Genomic DNA, 19,300 nt, shown 5'->3' with positions numbered 1-19,300 from the left:
GGGCTGGCCTTTACCCGAAGGAACCGGCGGAAGAGCGGGCGGGAGCGCGGGCGGCGGCGCGCAGCAGGTCGGCGCATTTCTCGCCGATCATGATGCTTGGCGCGTTGGTGTTGCCGGTGGTGATGTTCGGCATGACGGAGGCGTCGGCCACACGCAGCCCGGTGCAGCCGTGCACGCGCAGATCCGGCCCGACCACGGCGGCGGGGTTGTCGGCCGGCCCCATGCGGCAGGTGCCCACGGGGTGGTATTCGGTGTCGGCACTGCGCCGCAGCTCGCGCTCTATGCCGGCGGGGTCGTCGGCGCTGATGGGAGAGAGCATCTTGCCGCGCCAGGGTGCCAGCGCCGCGTCGTTCATGATGGCCAGCGACTTCTGCACGCCCTTGACCAGGCGCGGCATGTCGTCCGGGTGGCTGAAGTAGCGCGGGTCGATCAGCAGGCTCTGGCGCGCGTCGCTGCTGGCCAGGCGCACCTCGCCCCGGCTTTGCGGCCGCGTCAGCGTGACATGCAGGCCAAAGCCGTGGCCCCAGTGCAGCTTGCGGCTGTGGTCCTCGACGATGGCGGCGACGAACTCCAGCTCGATGTCGCTGGCGTGCAAACCGGCTTCGGTGCGAAAGAAGGCCCCGGCCTCGGCCACGTTGCTGGTGATGCAGCCGGTGCGCTGCGCCTGCCACTCGCGCATGCCGCGCAGCAGCGCCATGGCGCCCGAGGGGCAGACGCCAAAGCCGGCGTCGCTGCGCAGGCCCTTCCAGTTCAGCGATGCGGTGATGTGGTCCTGCAGGTTCTGCCCCACGCCGGTCAGCGCCTGCACCACGGCAATGCCCTGCGCCTGCAGCTGATCGGCCGGGCCCACGCCCGAGCACATCAGCAGCTGGGGCGAGCCGTAGGCGCCGCCCGACAGCACGATCTCGCGGCGCGCGCGCACCAGGCTTTGCTGGCCGCCGCGCACGATGTGCACACCCTCGGCGCGCCGGCCCTGCCACTGCAGGCGCAGGCACTGGGCATGGGTGAGCACGGTGAGGTTGCTGCGTCCCAGGTGCGGCGTGAGGTAGGCGCGCGCGGCGCTGCAGCGCTCGCCGCCGCGCTGCGTGACCTGGGCCGGCCAGCAGCCCTCTTGCTGCGCGCCGTTGTAGTCGGGCGTCTGCGCCAGGCCCTGCGCCGCGCAGGCGCGCAGGAACGCCTGCGAGGTGGGAAAAGGGCTGCGCAAATAGGCCACGCCCAGCGGCCCGCCCTGGCCGTGGTAGTCGGTGGCGCCAAAGCATTCGCTGTCTTCGGCGCGCTTGAAATAGGGCAGCACGCTGGCGTAGTCCCAGCCGGGGTTGCCCTCGGCCGCCCAGCGGTCGTAGTCGCTGCGGTGGCCGCGGCAGTAGATCATGGCGTTGATGGCGCTGCTGCCGCCCAGCACCTGCCCGCGCGGCTGAAAGCCCTGGCGCCCGTTCAGCCCCGGCTGCGGCACGGTGGTGTAGTGCACTGAGTTCTTCTTGAGCTGAGCCTCGGCCACAAAGCCCAGTGGCGCGCGCGTGAGGACGCTGCTGTCCGGCCCACCGGCCTCCAGCAGGCAGACCGTGACGGCGGGGTCTTCGCTCAGGCGGCTGGCCACCACCGAGCCGGCCGAGCCGGCGCCGATAACGATGTAGTCAAACTCCATATTGTCTCCTGAATTGCTTTTAATTTGATAGCTGTTTGCGCTTTACCAAAAAGCGCTAGAGTCCATTTTTTATATGATTTGCCGCAGCCTTCGCCGTGAGGATGCAGCCGGGCAGGAAGGTGCCCTCCAGCGACCGCTTTCCGCTGGCGCCGCCGCCGCCAAAGCCCGCCGCCTCGCCCACGCAGTACAGGCCGGGGATGGCTTGTTCTGCCGCATCCAGCACGCGGCTGTGCAAATCGGTCTGCAGGCCGCCCAGGCTTTTGCGCGTGATGAGCTGCATCTGGATGGCGATGAACGGGCCCGCACCTCTCATCTGCAGCGGCGCGGGTTTGCAGGTGCGCAGCCTGTCCGGCCCCCACTGGCGCGCATGCAGGATGCGGCGGATTTGCGCGTCGTCCTCGGGCTTGGCGCCGGGCGCAAAGTTCGCATCAAAAGCGTCGGCCGTGGCTTGTAGCTGCGCGGGGGCTATGTCGTGCGAGGCGGTGAGCGCGTTCATCTTCGCGGTCAGCTCGGCCAGGCTGTCGGCTACCAGGAAATGCGGGCTTTGCTGCTGCATCTGGCGCACCAGCCGATGGTTGCCCAGCAGCGTTTCCTTGAGGAAGGCCAGGAGCTGCCGGTCGCGGATGCGCTGGTTGTGCTCGGCGCCGGAGATGGCGAACTCCTTGGCCGCGATACGCCAGTTGAGCAGGTGCCAGGTCCAGGGCTTCTCTTGGCTTGCCACGCGCTGGCACAGCCAATGCGTGTCAAAGCCGGTGACCAGGGGCTCGGGACCGATGCGCTCGCCCCGGTGGTTCAGCCACAGGGCCGATTTGCACGGAATGGTGGACAGCCCATGGCCGGGGAAGTGCGGGAACGGGTGCGGAAAGCCCGCCGCGTAGTTCCACATCTCGCCAGCGTGGGTGATTTGTGCTCCCAGCTGGTCGGCGGCCAGGTGGTGCAGCCGGCCGTCGGCAAAGGGATGCGCGCCGTTGAGCATGGTTTTGGGCTGCGGCCGGTCGCTGGGCCAGTTGCGCCGCGCCTCCTCATGGCTGCCGTTGATGCCGCCCATGGCCAGCACGACGGCTGGCGCGCGCAAGTGCACCTCGGCACCCGTGGCCTCGTCGATGGCCAGCGCGCCGCTGACCCGCCCAGCGGTGTGTTCGAGCTGCGTCACGCGGTGGCGGTGCAGCAGCGTCAGCTTGCCGCCGCTGCCCGCCGCACGCAGTTGCTCAATCAGGCGCAGCGTCATGCAGCGCGAAGTGCCCCACAGCAGGTGGTAGCGCGCCACGCTGTTGCCCTCGCCGTTCCTGCCGCGCTCGACCAGATTCACGGCGGGCATGAACTTCACGCCCTCTTGCAGCAGCCAGTCGTAAACCTCTGTGGCCGAATGCTCGACGTAGTAACGCGCCCAGGCCTGCGGCCAGCGGCCGTTGGGGTCGAGCTCACCAAAACGCTGCCAATCGGCCAGCGCCCGCGCGGGGCTGTCGGGGATGTTTTTTTTGGCTTGCAGCCGGGTGCCCACCAGCGCCATGCCGCCAAAGGCCCACAGGGCCAGGCCGCCGAAACGCTCGGGGCTGTCGCGATCGACCAGAGCCACGCTGCGCCCGGCGCGCAGCGCCTCCAGCGCGGTGACGATGCCGGCCAGGCCGCCGCCCACGACCACCAGGTCTGCCTGCAATGCTGTCATGTGTTTGTCTCCCTGGGGCCAGCCTGCCCCTTCTTGTGGTGGCGAAGATAGCCGCTAAGATGGCCGGGTGATTGACTTTTCAGGACATCGCACTTGACTTTGCAGGCCACCGTATCCATGGGCTGGGTGGGCACCGTGCTGGCCGCTGCCGAGCGGCAGGGCGTGGCGCGCGGCGCGCTGCTGGCCCAGGCCGGCATTGCGCCCGAAGAACTGACGGCCGAGCGCTGGCCCATCGATCACATCACGCGGCTGTGGCGCGCCGCGGTGCACTGCACGCAGGATGCGGGCTTTGGCCTGAAGGCCGGCGCCGGCGTGGGGCCGGCCAGCTTCAACGTGGTGAGCTACCTGCTGCAGTCCGCGCCCACGCTGCGCGCGGCGCTGGCGCTGGTGCAGAAGTACCAGCGCCTGATCAGCGACGGCGGGCGCTTTCAGACCATCACCGGCCCCGAAGCCTGCTGGGTGGTCTATCACCCCCGCCAGGGCGCGCTGGCCTTCAGCCCGCACCAGATCGAGTCCGTGCTGGCGGCCGTGGTGGTGTTTGCGCGCTGGGTCACCGGCAGCGCACTGCGGCCCCAGCGCGTGCAACTGAGCCAGGCGCGCATCGGCCCGCTGGCCGGCTACCGCGAGGTGTTCCAGTGCCCGGTGGACTTCGAGCAGGCCTTCAGCGGCGTGCTGCTGGCCAACGCCCAGCTCGATGCGCCCCTGCCCCAGGCCAATGCCCAGCTGGCGCAAGCGCACCAGCAGCAGGCGGCCGCGCGCCTGGCGGCCCTGTCCCGGCAGGACGGGCTGGAGCAGACGCTGCGCATGTGGATCGCCAGCCAGCTGCAGGGGCAGGCGCCGGCGCGGGCGCAGGCGGCGCGCGCCCTGGGCCTGTCCGAGCGCACCCTGGCGCGGCGCATGCGGGCCGAAGGCCTGAGCTACTCCGCGCTGCTGGACGGCGTGCGGCGCGACGCCGCCCTGCAGGCGGTGGCGCAGACCACGCGCGCGCTGTCCGACATTGCGCTGGCCCTGGGCTATGCCGAACCCAGCGTGTTCACCCGCGCCTTCAGGCGCTGGACCGGTGCCACGCCCGGCCAGTGGCGCGGCCGGGGGGCGGCGGACATGCGCGCCCAGCCACCGGCCGCCTGACGATTGCAGTACAACAGCCACCCGCCGTCTCCATCCACCATCTCTCAAAGGAACCCAACCCATGCGCGCACTTCAAGGCATGACCTGGCTGCTGACGCTGCAGCTGGTCGGCGAAGCCCTGGCCCGTCTGCTCAGGCTGCCGTTTCCCGGCCCTGTCGTGGGCATGTTGCTGCTGGTGGCGTCGCTGCACTTTCGCGTGCTGCGCGAGCCGGTGCATGCCGCGGCCACCTATCTGCTGTCGCACCTGTCGCTGTTGTTCGTGCCAGTGGGGGTGGGCGTCATCACCCACCTTGATCTGCTGCGCGACTATGGCGTCAGGCTGATGCTGGTCATTGCCCTGTCCACCTGGGCCGGCATGGCCGTCACGACGCTGCTGGTACGCGCGCTGGTGCGCAACCCGCAGGATGCACGCAAGGAGGGATCTACCGATGCCTGATTTTGTCCAGCTCTGGGTTTACCTCTCGTCCGCGCCGCTGTTCGGCCTGACGGCCACGCTGGCCGTGTATGTGGTTGCACACGGGCTGTATGTGCGCTCCGGCCAGGCCCCCTGGGCCAATCCGGTGCTGTGGTCGGTGGTGGTGCTGGGCACGACGCTGATGCTCACCAAGGTGCCCTACCCCACCTATTTTGCGGGCGCGCAGTTCATTCACTTCCTGCTCGGGCCCGCGGTCGTGGCGCTGGGATTTCCGCTGTGGGACAGACGCGAGGAGCTGGCGCGCAACTGGGGCCGCCTGCTGATCGCGGCGCTGGCCGGGGGCGCCACGGCGGCCATCGTGGCGGTGCTGGCGGGCTGGGCCATGGGGCTGACGGGCGAGGTGCTGCGCTCGCTGGCGCCCAAATCCGTCACCGCCCCGGTGGCCATGGGCGTGGCCGAGAAAATCGGCGGCGTTCCGGCGCTGGCGGCGGTATTCGCCGTGCTGGCGGGCCTGGTCGGCGCGCTGTCGGCCAAGGCCTTGTTTCGCATTCTGGGCGTTGGCACCAGCGATGCCGATTGGATCGCGCGCGGCTTTGGCCTGGGCACGGTGTCGCACGGCATAGGTGCTGCGCGCGCCCTGCAGGTCAATGCCGACGCCGGCGCCTACGCCGGCCTGGCCTTGAGCCTGCAGGTGCTGCTGGCCGCGCTGCTGATACCGCTGGTGGCCCGCTACTTCTAGTGCAGTGTTTGATGCTTGATGGAACAAATAAAACCGATGGATTTTTGGTCTGGGCTAGGCGCAAACCGTAGCGATAGCCGTAGCTATCGCGAGGATTTGCAACGCCGTCCGGGCCGAAAAGGCGCGGTTTTATGTTCCAGATAGCGCCGAACACTGCACTAGTGGTCCGCATCCGCTGATGCGGCTCTCCCGCAAGCGGCGACGGGCCCATGCCAGCGCCGGTCGACTGCCGGCCGAGGCGCTGGATGCGCAGCAGGCATCAGATATGCAGCGCCTGCCCCAGCGCACGCAGCGCCGCCTCCTGCACCGCCTCGCCCAGCGTGGGGTGGGCGTGGATGGTGTGGCCCACGTCCTCCAGGCGGGCGCCCAGCTCCAGCGACTGGCCGAAGGCGGCGGCGAGCTCGGACACGCCGCGGCCCACGGCCTGCCAGCCGAGGATGACATGGTCGCTCTTCCTCGCCACCACGCGCACGAAGCCGCCGGTGGCCTCCAGCGTCATGGCCCGGCCGTTGGCGGCGAACGGGAAGGCGGCATCGATGCAATCGATGCCGGCGGCGCGTGCCTCGCCCGGGGTCTTGCCGGCCACCACCACCTCGGGGTCGGTGAAGCACACGGCAGGAATGGCCACGGGGGCGAAGCTGCGGTTCTTGCCGGCGATTTGCTCGGCCACGCATTCGCCCTGGGCCATGGCGCGGTGCGCCAGCATGGGCTCGCCGGTCACATCGCCAATCGCCCAGACATTGCGCATCGAGGTGCGGCAATGCCCGTCGATGGCCACATGGCGCCCGGCCATGGTCAGCTGCAGCGATTCGAGGCCAAAGCCCGCGGTACGCGGCCTGCGGCCGACGGCGACCAGCACGCGCTCGGCGGGCAGGGCGAATTCCTCGGCGCGCTCGTCGCTGCGCACATGCACGCCATGCTCTGCATCCCAGCCCTGCACGCTGCAGCCCAGGTGCAGCACGATGCCGCTTTTTTGCAGCGCGTCCAGCACGGGTTGGGTCAGCTCCTCGTCGTAGCCGGGCAGCACGCGCTGCGCGGCCTCGACCACCGTCACGTCCACGCCCAGCTTGCGGTAGGCCATGCCCAGCTCCAGGCCGATGTAGCCGGCGCCGACGACGACCAGGCGTTTGGGCAGGATGTCGGGCGAGAGCGCGTCCGTCGATGACCAGATCGGGCCTCCAGGGCCGCCAAAGGGCATGCTGGGCAGCTCGACCGGCTCGGAGCCGGTGGCCAGCAGCAGATGCTCGCAGCGCACGCGCACGGCCTCGCCGTCCACCTGCACGATGGCCGTCTTGCCGTCCTCGATCTGCGCCCAGCCCTTCAAGACCTTGACGCCGGCCTTGCGCAAGAGCGCGCCCACGCCGCCCGTGAGGCGGGTGACGATGCCGTCCTTCCAGCGCACGGTTTGCGCGATGTCGATCTGCGGGTCGGCCACGCGTATGCCCAGCTGCGAGCCCGCGGCCTGGTGGCGCGCGGTTTCGAACTGCTCGGCCGCATGGATCAGCGCCTTGGACGGTATGCAGCCAATGTTCAGGCAGGTGCCACCCAGCTGCACTCCTTCAGCCAGCACCGTGGGTATGCCCAACTGGCCGGCGCGTATCGCGGCCACATAGCCGCCGGGACCACCGCCGATGACCAGCAGTTTGGTAGTCAATTCCTTCATCACATCACTCCACAAACAGCAGGGCCGGGGTTTCAAGTAGCTGGCGTATCGCCTGGATGAACTGCGCCGCGTCCATGCCATCGACCACGCGGTGGTCGAACGAGGACGACAGGTTCATCAGCTGGCGCGCCACCACCTGGCCATTGCGCAGCATCGGGCGCTCGACCATGCGGTTGACGCCGACGATGGCCACCTCGGGGTGGTTGATCACCGGAGTGCTGACGATGCCGCCCAGGGCCCCCAGGCTGGTCAGGGTGATGGTGGAGCCCGAGAGCTCGTCACGCCCCAGCTTCCCGCTCTTGGCGCCCTCGGCCACGCGGGCGATGCCGGCGGCGCAGGCCCACAGGTCCAGGCTTTCGGCATGGCGCAGCACCGGCACCATCAGGCCGCCATCGGTCTGCGCGGCGATGCCTAAGTGCACGCCCTCGTGGCGCGTGACCACGCCGGCGTCGTCGTCAAAGCGCGCGTTGATCTGCGGGAAGTCGCGCAGGGCCAGCACCATGGCGCGGGCCAAAAACGGCAGCAGCGTGAGCTTGCCGCGCGTGGCGCCGTGGATCTTGTTGAGCTGCTGGCGCAAGGCCTCCAGCTCGGTCACATCCACCTCTTCGACATAGCTGAAATGCGGGATGCGGCGCTTGGCGTCCTGCATCTTCTGCGCGATCTTGCGGCGCAGGCCGATGACGGGAATCGCCTCCTCGCCATGGCGCTCGACGTACTGCGAGCCCACGGCCGCGGCCTGGCCGCCGCCGGCGGCAAAGGCGTCCAGGTCATGGTGCTCGATGCGCGCGGCCGGGCCGCTGCCGTGGACCAGGCGCAGGTCAATCCCCAGATCCAGCGCGCGCCGGCGCACCGAGGGCGCAGCCAGCGGGCGCTCGCCCTCCTTGCGTGCCACCGCGGCGGGGCGTGCGGCCCGGGCGGGCGCGGCCTTGGGCGCGGGGGCGCTGGCAGGCGGCGCCACCGGGGTCGCCACTGGCGCAGGTACAGCTACTGAAACAGGAGCTGCTTGCGCTTTACTGGTGGGCGTTGGAGCCGAATTTTCCTTTAGATTGCCCTCGCCCTCGACCTCCAGGCGCACCAGTTCGGCGCCCACGGCCATCACCTGGCCCACGGCGCCGCCCAGAGAAATCACCTTGCCGTGCACGGGCGACGGCACCTCGACGGTGGCCTTGTCGGTCATCACGTCGGCCAGATGCTGATCCTCTGTCACGCTGTCGCCCGGCTGCACATTCCAGGTCACCAGCTCCACCTCGGCTATGCCCTCGCCAATGTCGGGCACGCGAATTACATAAATACCCATGATGTCATGCCTCCACTGCGCGCTTCAGGGCCTCGGCGACGCGCGCCGGGCCGGGGAAATACGCCCATTCCTGGGCGTGCGGATAGGGGGTGTCCCAACCCGTCACGCGTTCTATGGGGGCTTCGAGGTGATAGAAGCAATGCTCCTGCACCAGCGCGGTCAGCTCGGCGCCAAAGCCGCTGGTGCGCGTGGCCTCGTGCACCACGACGCAGCGGCCGGTCTTCTTCACCGACTCCAGAATGGTGTCCAGATCCAGCGGCCAGAGGCTGCGCAGGTCGATGATCTCGGCGTCCACGCCGGCCTCGCGCGCGGCGGCCTCGGCCACCCAGACCATGGTGCCGTAGGCCAGCACCGTCACCGCCTTGCCGGGGCGGAACACCACGGCCTTGTCCAGCGGCACGTTGTAGTAGCCCTCGGGCACGCGGCCCATGTCGTGCTTGGACCAGGGCACGACGGGTTTGTCGTGGTGGCCGTCGAAGGGGCCGTTGTACAGGCGCTTGGGCTCCAGGAAGATCACCGGGTCTTCGCACTCGATGGACGAGATCAAGAGGCCCTTGGCGTCATACGGGTTGCTCGGCATGACCGTGCGCAGGCCGCAGACATGGGTGAAGAAGGCCTCGGGGCTCTGGCTGTGCGTCTGCCCGCCATAGATGCCGCCGCCGCAGGGCATGCGGATCACCATGGGGGCGCTGAAGTCGCCCGCCGAGCGGTGGCGCAGGCGCGCCGCCTCGGAGACGATCTGGTCGGTGGCCGGGTAGAAGTAGTCGGCGAACTGGATCTCGACCACGGGCTTCAATCCGTAGGCCGCCATGCCGATGGCCGTGGCGACGATGCCCGATTCGTTGATCGGCGCGTCAAAGCAGCGCGTCTTGCCATACTTGGCCTGCAGGCCCTCGGTGACACGGAACACGCCGCCGAAGTAACCCACGTCCTCGCCGTAGACGATGACGTTGTCGTCGCGACCCATCATCACGTCCAGACCCGAGCGCAGCGCCTGGATCATGGTCATGGGGACGCCGCCCTGGACTTGGTTGTGTTCTGCCATGGCTTAGACCCCCATCTGCTGACGCTGCCGGCGCAGGTGCTCCGGCATGTCCTTGTACACATCGTCGAACATGGTCGCGGCGCTGGGCACGCGGCCATCGAGCAGCGAGCCGTGGCGCTCGGCCTCTTTCTGCGCGGCCATGACCTCGGCTTCGAGCTCCTTGTGCGCGGCCTCGTGCTGCGCCTCGCTCCATTCGCCGATGACGATCAGGTGCTGTTTCAGCCGCTCTATCGGGTCGCCCAGCGGGAAGCGCTGCCAGTCGTCGGCGGGGCGGTATTTGCTCGGGTCGTCCGACGTGGAGTGCGGGCCGGCGCGGTAGGTTTCCCACTCGATCAGGGTCGGGCCGCAGTTGCTGCGGGCGCGCTCGGCCGCCCATTGCGAGGCGGCGTAGACGGCCAGGAAGTCGTTGCCATCGACGCGCAGCGAGGCAATGCCCACGCCCACGCCACGCTGGGCAAAGGTGGTGCCCTCGCCGCCGGCAATGGCCTGGAAGGTGGAGATGGCCCACTGGTTGTTGACCACGTTGATGATCACCGGCGCGCGGTAGACATGGGCGAAGGTGAGCGCGGTGTGAAAGTCGCTCTCGGCCGTGGAGCCGTCGCCGATCCAGGCCGACGCAATCTTCGTGTCGCCCTTGATGGCCGACGCCATGGCCCAGCCCACGGCCTGCGGCACCTGGGTGCCGAGGTTGCCCGAGATGCTGAAGAAACCGGCGCGCTTGTACGAGTACATCACCGGCAGCTGGCGGCCCTTGATGGGGTCGGCCTCGTTGCTCATCAGCTGGCAGATCATCTCGGCCATGGAGACGTCGTCGCGCGCCAGCAGCAGGCCCTGCTGGCGGTAGGTGGGAAAGCGCATGTCCCCGTCCTGCAGCGCCATGGAATGCGCCACGGCGATCGCCTCCTCGCCCAGGCATTGCATGTAGAAGGAGAGCTTTTTCTGCCGCTGGGCAAGCAGCATGCGCGCGTCGAAGATGCGCGTCTTCATCATCGCGCGCAGGCCGCGGCGCATGCGTTCGGGGTGCATGGCGGGAGCCCAGGGGCCTTGCGCCTTGCCATCGTCATCGAGCACGCGCACCAGGCTGGTGGCCAGGTCGGCGGTGTCTGCGGGGGCGGTATCGGGTGGGGGTCTGCGCACGCTGCCTGCGGGCGAGACGGAGAGGTAGGAAAAGTCGGTCTTGCAGCCCGGCCTGCCAGTAGGCTCGGGCACATGCAGCCGTAGGGCTGTGTGCGGGGTCATCCACTATTCTCCTTGTGCCAAATTGTGTCGGGCACAGCGTTAGGAACAGAACAGGGCGCCAGATCGTGGCGCCCTGTCCCTGAAGCGCCAAAAGCGCAACCGTAGATTCTAGGTGGTGGAGTTGTCGCCAGACCCCCGGGTTTCTACCGGGGCGGCAAAAATCAGCGGCCCTGCCAGCGGCGCAACACCAGGCTGGCGTTGGTGCCGCCAAAGCCGAAACTGTTGGACAGCACCTGGGTCAGCTGCGCATCGCGCGTGGCGGTGACCAGCGGCATGCCGTCGAGCTCAGGGTCCGGCGTCTCGACGTTGACCGAGCCGGCGATGAAACCCTTGTTCATCATGATCAGGCAGTAGATCGCCTCCTGCACGCCGGTGGCGCCCAGCGAGTGGCCGGTCAGCGACTTGGTGCTGGAAAACGGCGGCACCTGGTCGCCAAACACGGCGCGCATGGCGCGCACCTCCTGCATGTCGCCCACCGGCGTGGAGGTGCCATGGGTGTTGATGTAGTCGATGGGGCCGGCCAGCCCCTCCATGGCCTGGCGCATGCAGGCCACGGCGCCGTCGCCGGACGGCGCGACCATGTCCTCGCCGTCGCTCGTCGCACCAAAGCCCACGACCTCGGCCAGGATGGTGGCGCCGCGCGCCAGGGCATGTTCCAGGCTCTCCAGCACCACGGCGCCGCCGCCGCCGCCGATCACAAAGCCGTCGCGATGGGCGTCATAGGCGCGGGACGCCTTGTCGGGCGTGGCGTTGTACTTGGCCGACATGGCGCCCATGCCGTCGAACAGCAGCGCCATGCCCCAACTCAATTCCTCGCCGCCGCCGGCAAACATCACGTCCTGCATGCCCCAGGCGATCTGCTGCGCCGCCGCGCCTATGCAGTGCGCCGACGTCGAGCAGGCCGAGGTGATGGAGTAGTTGATGCCCTTGACCTTGAAGTTGGTCGCGAGGCAGGCCGACACCGTGCTGCTCATGCAGCGCGTGACCTGGTACGGACCGACGCGGCGAATGCCCTTCTCGCGCAGCGTGTCGGCGGCCTCGATCTGGTTGGCCGGCGAGCCGCCGCCCGAACCCATGATCAGGCCGGTGCGCGGGTGGCTGACCTGTTCGGGGCTCAATCCGGCCTGTTTGATCGCATCTTCCAGCGCGATCTGCGCGTAGGCCGCGGCGTCGCCCATGAAGCGCAATTGCTTGCGGTCTATGCGCGCCTCGATGTCGATCTCGGGCCGGCCGGCCACCTGGCTGCGCAGGCCCAGCTCGGTGAACTTCTCCACCGCGCGGATGCCGCTCTTGCCCTGGCGCAGCGAGGCCTCGACCGTGTCCAGGTCGTTGCCAATGCAGGAGACGATGCCTGCACCCGTGATGACGACGCGCTTCTTGCTCATGCTGCTTCCTTTGCCCCTTCCTCGCGCAGGAACAGCCCCACGCGCAGGTCGTTGGCGACGTAGATTTCCTTGCCGTCGGCGAGCAGGCGCGCATCGCCTATGGCCATGTTCAGCTTGCGCTTGATGACGCGCTTGATGTCGATCTCGTAGGTCACCAGCTTCACGTCGGGGCCGACCTCGCCGGTGAACTTGACCTCGCCCGCGCCCAACGCGCGCCCGCGCCCGGGCAGGCGCAGCCAGGTCAGGTAAAAGCCGATCAGCTGCCACATGGCATCCAGCCCCAGGCAGCCGGGCATGACCGGGTCGCCCTGGAAGTGGCAGTCGAAGAACCACAGGTCGGGCTTGACGTCCAGTTCGGCCACGATCTTGCCCAGGCCGTGCGCGCCGCCGTCGGCGTCGATATGCGTGATGCGGTCGAACATCAGCATCGGGGGCAGGGGCAGGCGGCCACTGTCGGGGTTGAACAAGCGGCCCTCGCCGGAAGCAATCAGTTGTTCGTAGGAAAAGGAATCAGCCATTGATGCTTGTGATTTTTGTAGAGGGTAGGCCCCACACCGCAGGGCCTTGAAAAGTGTCCATTATCCAGTGTCCCGATAGCCTGGCTAGATATACCTTGCCCTTTGTGCCCGCCGCGGTCAATGCCTGCGCCGGCGCAGCCAGGCCCAGGCGGCCAGGCCCAGGCCCAGCGCCCACAGTGGCGCCAGTCCCCAGCGCGACACCCACCAGGCATAGGGCGTGACGGCGCCGCCGCGCCCCTGCACCTGCGCGTTGAGCGCCTTGCGCTGGAAGGCCGGCAGGCGGTGGGTGACGCGCGCGCGATGGTCTATCACGGCCGTGGCGCCGGTGTTGGTGGCGCGCAGCATGGGACGCTCGAACTCCAGCGCGCGCAGGCGGCTGATGGCCAGGTGCTGGTCGATCGCCACGGTGTCGCCAAACCAGCCGATGTTGCTCATGTTGGCCATGATGGTGGGGGCGCTCGCCGGGTCGCGAAAGCGCGCGCCCAGCTCCTCGCCAAACAAATCCTCGTAGCAGATGTTGGGCGCGATGCGCTCGCCCGCCCAGGGTAGCGAGGGCTGGCCCACGGCGCCGCGGTTGAAGTCGCCCAGCGGGATGTTCATCATCTCGGTGAACCAGCGGAAGAACGGCGGTATGAACTCGCCAAACGGCACCAGATGGTGCTTGTCGTAGCGGTAGGGCGGCTGCTGGCCCGGCGCGAAGCCGAGCACCGAGTTGGTGTAGCCCTGCTCCAGGTTGCCCAGCGGTATGCCCAGCAGCAGCGCCTGGCGACCGCTGGAGAAGCGCTCGGCAATCTCCTCCAGGTAGCCCGGCACCAGTTGCTGGGGCAGCAGCGGGATCGCCGTCTCGGGCGCCACCACCAGGGCGGCATCGGTAAAGCGCACCTGCTCGTAGTACCAGTGCAGGGCCAGGGGTACGCCGCTGCCGGGCTGGAACTTCTCGTCCTGCGGGATATTGCCCTGCAACAGCGTGACGGACAGGCTTTTGTGCTCCTCTGCCGGCGCGCCGCAGCCCTCGACGGCGCAATGGCGCTGCCAGGCCAGGCCCGCCCAGGCGAGCAACAGCAGTGCCAGGCCGGCCCACCAGCGCCACCGGCGCAGGTCCGCCAGTCGCCACCGCGCCAGGCCCATGGCCAGCGCCGCCGCCACAAAGCCCATGCCGTACACGCCGACGCTGCGCGCCAGCACGGCCAGCGGCCCATCGGCATGGGCGTAACCACCCGCGCCCCAGGGAAAGCCGGTCCACCACTGGCCGCGCGCCAGCTCGGCCAGCAGCCACAACGCAGCAAAAATCATAGCTGCCTGCGCCCTGCAGTTGGGCGCCACACGCCAAAACAATGCAGAAACTGCCGCATAGTAACTGGCCAGAAAGAGCGCCAGCGCCAGCACCGCCAGCGCCGCCAGCGGCGCGGCCAGGCCGCCATAGGTGTGCATGGAGATGAACAGCCACCAGAAGGTGCCAACCAGCCAGCTGGTGGCGAACAGCCAGCCCAGCAGGGCCGCACGCCGCGCCGAGCCGGCGCCAAGCAGCACGCGCCCCAGCAGCGCCAGCGACAGGATCTGCAGCCACCACAGCGGCTGCCCGGCCAGGCTACCCGGCCCAGGCCAGGCCAGCGACGCGGCCTGCGCCAGGCCGGCGCCCAACGCCAGCAACCAGGGCAGCGGCCCGCGGCTTGTGGCCGGGGCCTCCAAAAACAAGGCGCGCGTCATCAGGAGTTAGTCGCGCTCTCGTCTGCCGCAGCCGGCGTGACCTTGAACCAGCGCACCAGGCCGCCCTTGGTGTGCAGCACCACGAAGCGCAGGCCGCCCAGCAGCAGCACCTCGCCCTTGCGCGGCACGCGGCCGAGCTCATGCGCGATCAGCCCGCCTATGGTGTCGAAAACCTCATCCGGGTCGCTGGAGCGCAGCGTCACCTCGAAGGCCTCGGCCACGCGCTCCACGGGGGTTTCGCCGCTCACGCGGTAGCTGTGGTCGGGCAGGCCGAAGATGTCGCCCTCGTCCTCGTGGATGTCGAACTCGTCCTCGATCTCGCCGACGATCTGCTCGATCACATCCTCGAAGGTGACCAGGCCGGCAATGCGGCCGAACTCGTCGATGACGATGGCCATGTGGTTGCGCGTGCTGCGGAACTCGCGCTCCAGCGCCTGCAGGCCCTTGCTCTCGGGCACGAACAGCGCCGGGCGCACCAGGGTGCGGATATTCAGGTCGGGCGAGCGCCAGAGCTTGAGCAGGTCCTTGGCCAGCAGGATGCCGATGATGTGCTCGCGCTCTCCCTGGTACACCGGAAAGCGCGAATGCGCCGTGCGCAGCACCTGGTACATCAGCGCATCCAGCGGCGCGTCGATGTCCAGCATGTCCATGCGCGGGGCGGGCACCAGCACGTCGGCGGCCGTCATCTCGGCCATGCGCAGCACGCGCTCGAGCATCACGCGCTCATCGGTGTTGATGACCTGGTTGTCCTCGGCATCGGCCAGCGTGGCGATGAGCTCGGCGGTGGAGTCCGGCCCGGGGCTGATGAACTCGACGAGGCGCTGCAGCAGCGTGCGCTTGTCTTGCCTGGCAGGCGGGCGCGCAGGATAGGGGTCGGACACGGGCGGCGGGTGCAGGGCGTGCAAAGTGGTGGGACAGGGGCCCAAGGATAGCGGATCGCCCCGGCCGCGATCCGCCGCGCGGTGCTACTCGGCCGCCTGGTGGCGCCCGTCCTGCACGCCCTGGCGGATTTCCTGCATGTCGGCCAACAGGCTCCAGAACTGGCGCGCCTGCTTCTTGAGCTGATAGTCGACCTCGCCGAAATGCTCGGCCACGATCTTGGACATGCGCGTGTCCAGCCCCGCGGGCGGCAGCTGCAGATAGGCCTGGGACTCGGAGCCGTCCTGGTGCACGCGGGCGCCGGCGTTGCGCGCGATCTTCAGCATGGCCGTGTTCTCGGTCAGCGCGTGGATGAACATCATGCTCACGCCGCGGTTGCGCGCCAGGGTCACGGCGCGGTCGAACAGCAGCCCGCCGTAGCCGCGCCCGCGCGCGCTGGCCAGCACCGAGACGCCAAACTCGGCGCAGCTTTGCGTGTCCTCGGACTGGGCATAGGCCACATGGGCCATGGCGATGAGCTGCAGGCGGCGGTTGAAGATGCCGAACACCTCGTCGCGCTCGAAGTCCAGCAGCTCCGCGTAGCGGCGCACCTGCTCGTCGCTGGCGCTGTAGCCAAAGCGCAGGTAACGGTCGCGCTCGGTCAGCGCCAGCAGATGGTTGGCGACGCGTTCGCGATGCTGTGCGCCCAGGGCGCGTATGGGGACGATGCTGTTCATGGCAAAGCCTCGGTGAGCACGCCGCCCGGCGGGCAGCAGCATGTGGCGGCCGGCAAGAAGGGTTGTGCGCAGCCAATGGTGGGGAGAAAGCATGATGCTGTGAATTCTAGGGTTTTCCCTAGTTTTCGCGCATGCACATGTTGCATTGCAGCATACTTTGTCGGGGTTTTGCAACCAGCATCAAATATGGCCGTAGCGCTTGTCCAAAAAGCGCTACAAGCTATATTAATGATAGTATACATTCAGACCGGCACGGCGGTGGTGGCCTTGACGCGGTCGAGCACGAAGCTGGTCTTGCAGTCCTGTACGCTGGGGTGCTTGAGCAGGGTGTCCATGATGAAGCGGCTGTAATGCGCCATATCCTGCACCACCACGCGCAGCAGGTAGTCCATCTCGCCGGTCAGGGCGGCGCATTCCACCACCTCGGGCCAGGTCTGCACGCTGGCGCGAAACAGATCCATGGGGTTGCGCTTGTGGCTCTCGGTGTGCTTTTCCAGGCGCACGTTCAGGTAGGCGGTCAGGCCCAGCCCCACGCGCTCGGGGCGCACCAGGGCCACGTAGCGGTCGATCACGCCCTCCTCCTCCAGCCTTTTGGCGCGGCGCAGCACGGCGCTGGGTGACAGGCCCACCTGCTCGCCGATCAGGTCGTAGGTCTCGCGGCCGTTGTCCTGCAGGCGGCGCAGGATGGCGCAGTCGAGCTTGTCCAGGGCAACGGTGCGTTCGGTCATGGCAAGGGATTTTAATCAGCCAACGCCAAATAGCTGCACATTGCAATGATGTTGCGCAACATTCCTGCACATTGAGAATCGAACCAGGATGCATTCGCCAGAAACATGAGCCAGCAGACGCCTACAGTGGCATGTTTACACCAATCATCGGAGACAAAACCCCATGACCGCAGCCCCGCCCAGCCAAGCCACCCGCGACACCACTGCCTGGGAGAACCCCATGGGCCTGATGGGCTTCGAGTTCGTCGAGTTCACCTCGCCCCAGCCCGGCGTGCTGGAGGCGGTGTTCGAGAAGCTCGGCTTCACCCTGGTGGCAAAACACCGCTCCAAGGACGTGCTGCTGTACCGCCAGAACCAGATCAACTTCATCCTGAACCGTGAACCGCACAGCCAGGCGGCCTACTTTGGCGCCGAGCATGGCCCATCGGCCTGCGGCCTGGCCTTCCGCGTGAAAGACGCGCACAAGGCCTACAAGCGCGCGCTGGAGCTCGGCGCCCAGCCCATAGAGATTCCCACCGGCCCCATGGAGCTGCGCCTGCCGGCCATCAAGGGCATAGGCGGCGCGCCGCTGTACCTGATCGACCGCTTCGAGGACGGCAAGTCCATCTACGACATCGACTTCGAATGGCTGCCCGGCGTCGAGCAGCGCCCAGCGGGCCATGGCCTCAACGAGATCGACCACCTGACGCACAACGTCTACCGCGGCCGCATGGAGTTCTGGTCCAAGTTCTACGAGAGCCTGTTCAACTTCCGCGAGCTGCGCTACTTCGACATCCAGGGCGAGTACACCGGCCTGTCGTCCAAGGCCATGACGGCGCCCGACGGCAAGATCCGCATCCCGCTGAACGAGGAGGCGCGCCAGGGCGGCGGCCAGATCGAGGAGTTTTTGATGCAGTTCAACGGCGAGGGCATACAGCACATCGCGCTGATCTGCGACTCGCTGGTCGAGGTGGTGGACAAGCTGGGCCTGGCCGGCGTACCGCTGGCGCCCGCACCCAACGATGTGTACTACCAGATGCTGGAAAAGCGCCTGCCGGGCCATGGCCAGAACGTGAACGACCTGCAGGCGCGCGGCATTCTGCTGGACGGCACCACGGCCGACGGCACGCCGCGCCTCTTGCTGCAGATCTTCTCCACGCCCATGCTGGGCCCGGTGTTCTTCGAGTTCATCGAGCGCCGCGGCGACTACCGCGAGGGCTTTGGCGAGGGCAACTTCAAGGCACTTTTCGAGTCGCTGGAGCGCGACCAGGTGAACCGCGGCGTGATCGACACCGGCGCCAAGGAAGCCTGACATGGCCGTGCAACCCGCCGTCTATGGCGCCAGCGAGCGCCCGCCTCGCGGCGACTACACGCGCGCCGCCGACGACTACACCTGCGCCCAAAACTGGGCCGCCTACACCGCGCAGGACCACGACACCTACCACCGCCTGTACCTGCGGCAATGCGAGCAGCTGCCCGGCCTGGCCAGCGCGGCCTTCATCGCCGCCCTGCCCCAGCTGGGCGCCAAGGAGCGCATTCCGCGCTTCGATGACATCAACGAGCGCCTGTACAAGGCCACGCGCTGGCAGCTGGTGGCCGTGCCAGGGCTGATCCCCGAGGTGCCGTTCTTCCAGCTGCTGGCGAATCGCAAGTTCCCGGTGACCGACTGGATACGCCGGCCCGAAGAGTTTGAGTACATCGTCGAGCCCGACGTGTTCCACGACCTGTTCGGCCATGTGCCGCTCTTGTTCAACCCCATGCTGGCCGACTACATGCAGCGCTACGGCGAGGGCGGCCTGAAGGCCGCGCGCCTGGGCTCCTGCGAGATGCTGGCGCGGCTGTACTGGTACACCATCGAGTTCGGCCTGATCAGGGAAAGCGCGGGCCTGCGCGCCTATGGCGCGGGCATTTTGAGCTCGCACGGCGAGCTGCCCTACAGCGTACACAGCCCCGAGCCCCAGCGCCTGCCGCTGACATTGGAGCGCACCATGCGCACGCGCTACAAGATCGACAGCTACCAGCAGACCTACTTCGTCATCGACAGTTTCGAGCAGCTGTTCCAGCTCACCGAGGGCGACTTCACGCCACTGTACGAACGCCTGCGCGGCCTGCCCGAGTTCGCGGCCGACGAGCGCAACCCGTAATTGGGGTCACGTAATTGGGGTCAGATTCCAATTAACCCAACCGGAGACTACCCCGGCGCCCGATAGATGCGCGCACCCTGCGCGCCGGAAGATGGCCCATAGGTCACGCCCTGCACGGGGGGCAGCAGCGACGCCGCCTGCCGCTCGGTCAGGGCCAGCACGCGGGCCAGCTGGTCGCGCACCAGGGTCAGGCGCGTGGCGATGGACTGGATGCGCTCGGCAGCAGCGGCAGGCAGGCCGGCACCTGCGGCCTGCGCCAGGCTGGTGGCCACCTGGCGCAGTTGCGCGGCCGTTTGCTCCAGAGCCTGGGGGTCGGAAGACAAAAGCGCAGCCTGCATGTCCTGCAGCTGCGCTTCGATAAGGGAAAGGGTGTTGTCGATAGACATGGGGCAAGTCCAGAGCCGACC

General features: G+C 68.1%; 18 protein-coding genes. 5 read left to right on the top strand and 13 right to left on the bottom strand.

Annotated elements, in window-relative coordinates:
- Nucleotides 1–10: 10 nt before the first annotated feature.
- Together P4826_RS15475 and P4826_RS15470 are read right to left on the bottom strand one after the other, a co-directional pair.
- On the bottom strand, nt 11–1,645 hold the full coding sequence (locus tag P4826_RS15475) for a GMC family oxidoreductase (protein ID WP_317701266.1): 1,635 nt from the start codon (nt 1,643–1,645) through the stop codon (nt 11–13).
- Nucleotides 1,646–1,700: 55 nt separating this feature from the next.
- Nucleotides 1,701–3,311 carry an FAD-dependent oxidoreductase gene (locus tag P4826_RS15470; RefSeq protein ID WP_317701265.1) on the bottom strand — a complete coding sequence of 537 codons (1,611 nt, stop codon included), beginning with the start codon at nt 3,309–3,311 and terminating at the stop codon, nt 1,701–1,703.
- 93 nt (nt 3,312–3,404) lie between these two features.
- Between P4826_RS15470 and P4826_RS15465 the strand changes: the two genes are divergently transcribed.
- From P4826_RS15465 to P4826_RS15455, 3 genes are all read left to right on the top strand, one after another.
- The gene (locus P4826_RS15465) at nt 3,405–4,439 is read left to right on the top strand and encodes an AraC family transcriptional regulator (protein ID WP_317701264.1); all 1,035 of its coding nucleotides are present in this window, start codon (nt 3,405–3,407) and stop codon (nt 4,437–4,439) included.
- Between the two features lie 61 nt (nt 4,440–4,500).
- On the top strand, nt 4,501–4,875 hold the full coding sequence (locus tag P4826_RS15460; protein WP_317701263.1) for a CidA/LrgA family protein: 375 nt from the start codon (nt 4,501–4,503) through the stop codon (nt 4,873–4,875).
- The gene (locus P4826_RS15455) at nt 4,868–5,593 is read left to right on the top strand and encodes an LrgB family protein (protein ID WP_317701262.1); all 726 of its coding nucleotides are present in this window, start codon (nt 4,868–4,870) and stop codon (nt 5,591–5,593) included. The genes P4826_RS15460 and P4826_RS15455 overlap by 8 nt, the downstream gene beginning before the upstream one ends.
- Nucleotides 5,594–5,852: 259 nt before the next feature.
- Here P4826_RS15455 and lpdA read toward each other — a convergent pair whose 3' ends face one another.
- The 10 genes from lpdA to P4826_RS15405 all read right to left on the bottom strand — a co-directional run bounded on the left by lpdA (nt 5,853) and on the right by P4826_RS15405 (nt 16,770).
- Nucleotides 5,853–7,256, bottom strand: a complete 1,404-nt coding sequence (gene lpdA, locus P4826_RS15450; RefSeq protein ID WP_317701261.1) for a dihydrolipoyl dehydrogenase — start codon at nt 7,254–7,256, stop codon at nt 5,853–5,855.
- 4 nt (nt 7,257–7,260) lie between these two features.
- Nucleotides 7,261–8,553 (bottom strand): dihydrolipoamide acetyltransferase family protein, encoded by a 1,293-nt coding sequence (locus P4826_RS15445; RefSeq protein ID WP_317701260.1) that lies wholly within the window; start codon nt 8,551–8,553, stop codon nt 7,261–7,263.
- Nucleotides 8,554–8,557: 4 nt separating this feature from the next.
- A complete protein-coding gene (locus P4826_RS15440) occupies nt 8,558–9,598 on the bottom strand; it encodes an alpha-ketoacid dehydrogenase subunit beta (protein WP_317701259.1) in 1,041 nt (346 codons plus the stop codon).
- Between the two features lie 3 nt (nt 9,599–9,601).
- The gene (locus P4826_RS15435; RefSeq protein WP_317701258.1) at nt 9,602–10,837 is read right to left on the bottom strand and encodes a 3-methyl-2-oxobutanoate dehydrogenase (2-methylpropanoyl-transferring) subunit alpha; all 1,236 of its coding nucleotides are present in this window, start codon (nt 10,835–10,837) and stop codon (nt 9,602–9,604) included.
- 161 nt (nt 10,838–10,998) lie between these two features.
- The gene (gene fabB / locus P4826_RS15430; protein WP_317701257.1) at nt 10,999–12,222 is read right to left on the bottom strand and encodes a beta-ketoacyl-ACP synthase I; all 1,224 of its coding nucleotides are present in this window, start codon (nt 12,220–12,222) and stop codon (nt 10,999–11,001) included.
- A complete protein-coding gene (fabA, locus tag P4826_RS15425; protein ID WP_317701256.1) occupies nt 12,219–12,740 on the bottom strand; it encodes a bifunctional 3-hydroxydecanoyl-ACP dehydratase/trans-2-decenoyl-ACP isomerase in 522 nt (173 codons plus the stop codon). Before fabA ends, fabB begins: the two co-directional genes overlap by 4 nt.
- 117 nt (nt 12,741–12,857) lie before the next feature.
- A complete protein-coding gene (lnt, locus tag P4826_RS15420; RefSeq protein ID WP_317701255.1) occupies nt 12,858–14,447 on the bottom strand; it encodes an apolipoprotein N-acyltransferase in 1,590 nt (529 codons plus the stop codon).
- Nucleotides 14,447–15,328 (bottom strand): CorC family transporter, encoded by an 882-nt coding sequence (locus P4826_RS15415; RefSeq protein WP_317701254.1) that lies wholly within the window; start codon nt 15,326–15,328, stop codon nt 14,447–14,449. Before P4826_RS15415 ends, lnt begins: the two co-directional genes overlap by 1 nt.
- 84 nt (nt 15,329–15,412) lie before the next feature.
- Nucleotides 15,413–16,135, bottom strand: a complete 723-nt coding sequence (locus tag P4826_RS15410; RefSeq protein ID WP_425605178.1) for a GNAT family N-acetyltransferase — start codon at nt 16,133–16,135, stop codon at nt 15,413–15,415.
- 149 nt (nt 16,136–16,284) lie between these two features.
- Nucleotides 16,285–16,770 carry an Lrp/AsnC family transcriptional regulator gene (locus tag P4826_RS15405; protein ID WP_317701253.1) on the bottom strand — a complete coding sequence of 162 codons (486 nt, stop codon included), beginning with the start codon at nt 16,768–16,770 and terminating at the stop codon, nt 16,285–16,287.
- A gap of 163 nt (nt 16,771–16,933) precedes the next feature.
- Here P4826_RS15405 and hppD point away from each other — a divergent pair, with 163 nt between their 5' ends.
- Together hppD and phhA are read left to right on the top strand one after the other, a co-directional pair.
- Nucleotides 16,934–18,061 (top strand): 4-hydroxyphenylpyruvate dioxygenase, encoded by a 1,128-nt coding sequence (gene hppD, locus P4826_RS15400; protein ID WP_317701252.1) that lies wholly within the window; start codon nt 16,934–16,936, stop codon nt 18,059–18,061.
- A 1-nt stretch (nt 18,062) separates the two neighbouring features.
- Complete coding sequence (gene phhA / locus P4826_RS15395) at nt 18,063–18,893, top strand: phenylalanine 4-monooxygenase (protein ID WP_317701251.1); 831 nt, start codon at nt 18,063–18,065, stop codon at nt 18,891–18,893.
- Between the two features lie 47 nt (nt 18,894–18,940).
- On the opposite strand, the gene P4826_RS15390 is transcribed toward phhA, so the two are convergent.
- Nucleotides 18,941–19,279, bottom strand: a complete 339-nt coding sequence (locus P4826_RS15390; RefSeq protein ID WP_317701250.1) for a hypothetical protein — start codon at nt 19,277–19,279, stop codon at nt 18,941–18,943.
- Nucleotides 19,280–19,300: the final 21 nt, after the last annotated feature.

This window comes from Diaphorobacter limosus (genome assembly GCF_033100095.1).
Lineage (GTDB): Bacteria > Pseudomonadota > Gammaproteobacteria > Burkholderiales > Burkholderiaceae_C > Alicycliphilus > Alicycliphilus limosus.
Note: the sequence above shows the minus strand (reverse complement) of the source record. Positions and strands in the feature narration are given on the sequence as shown.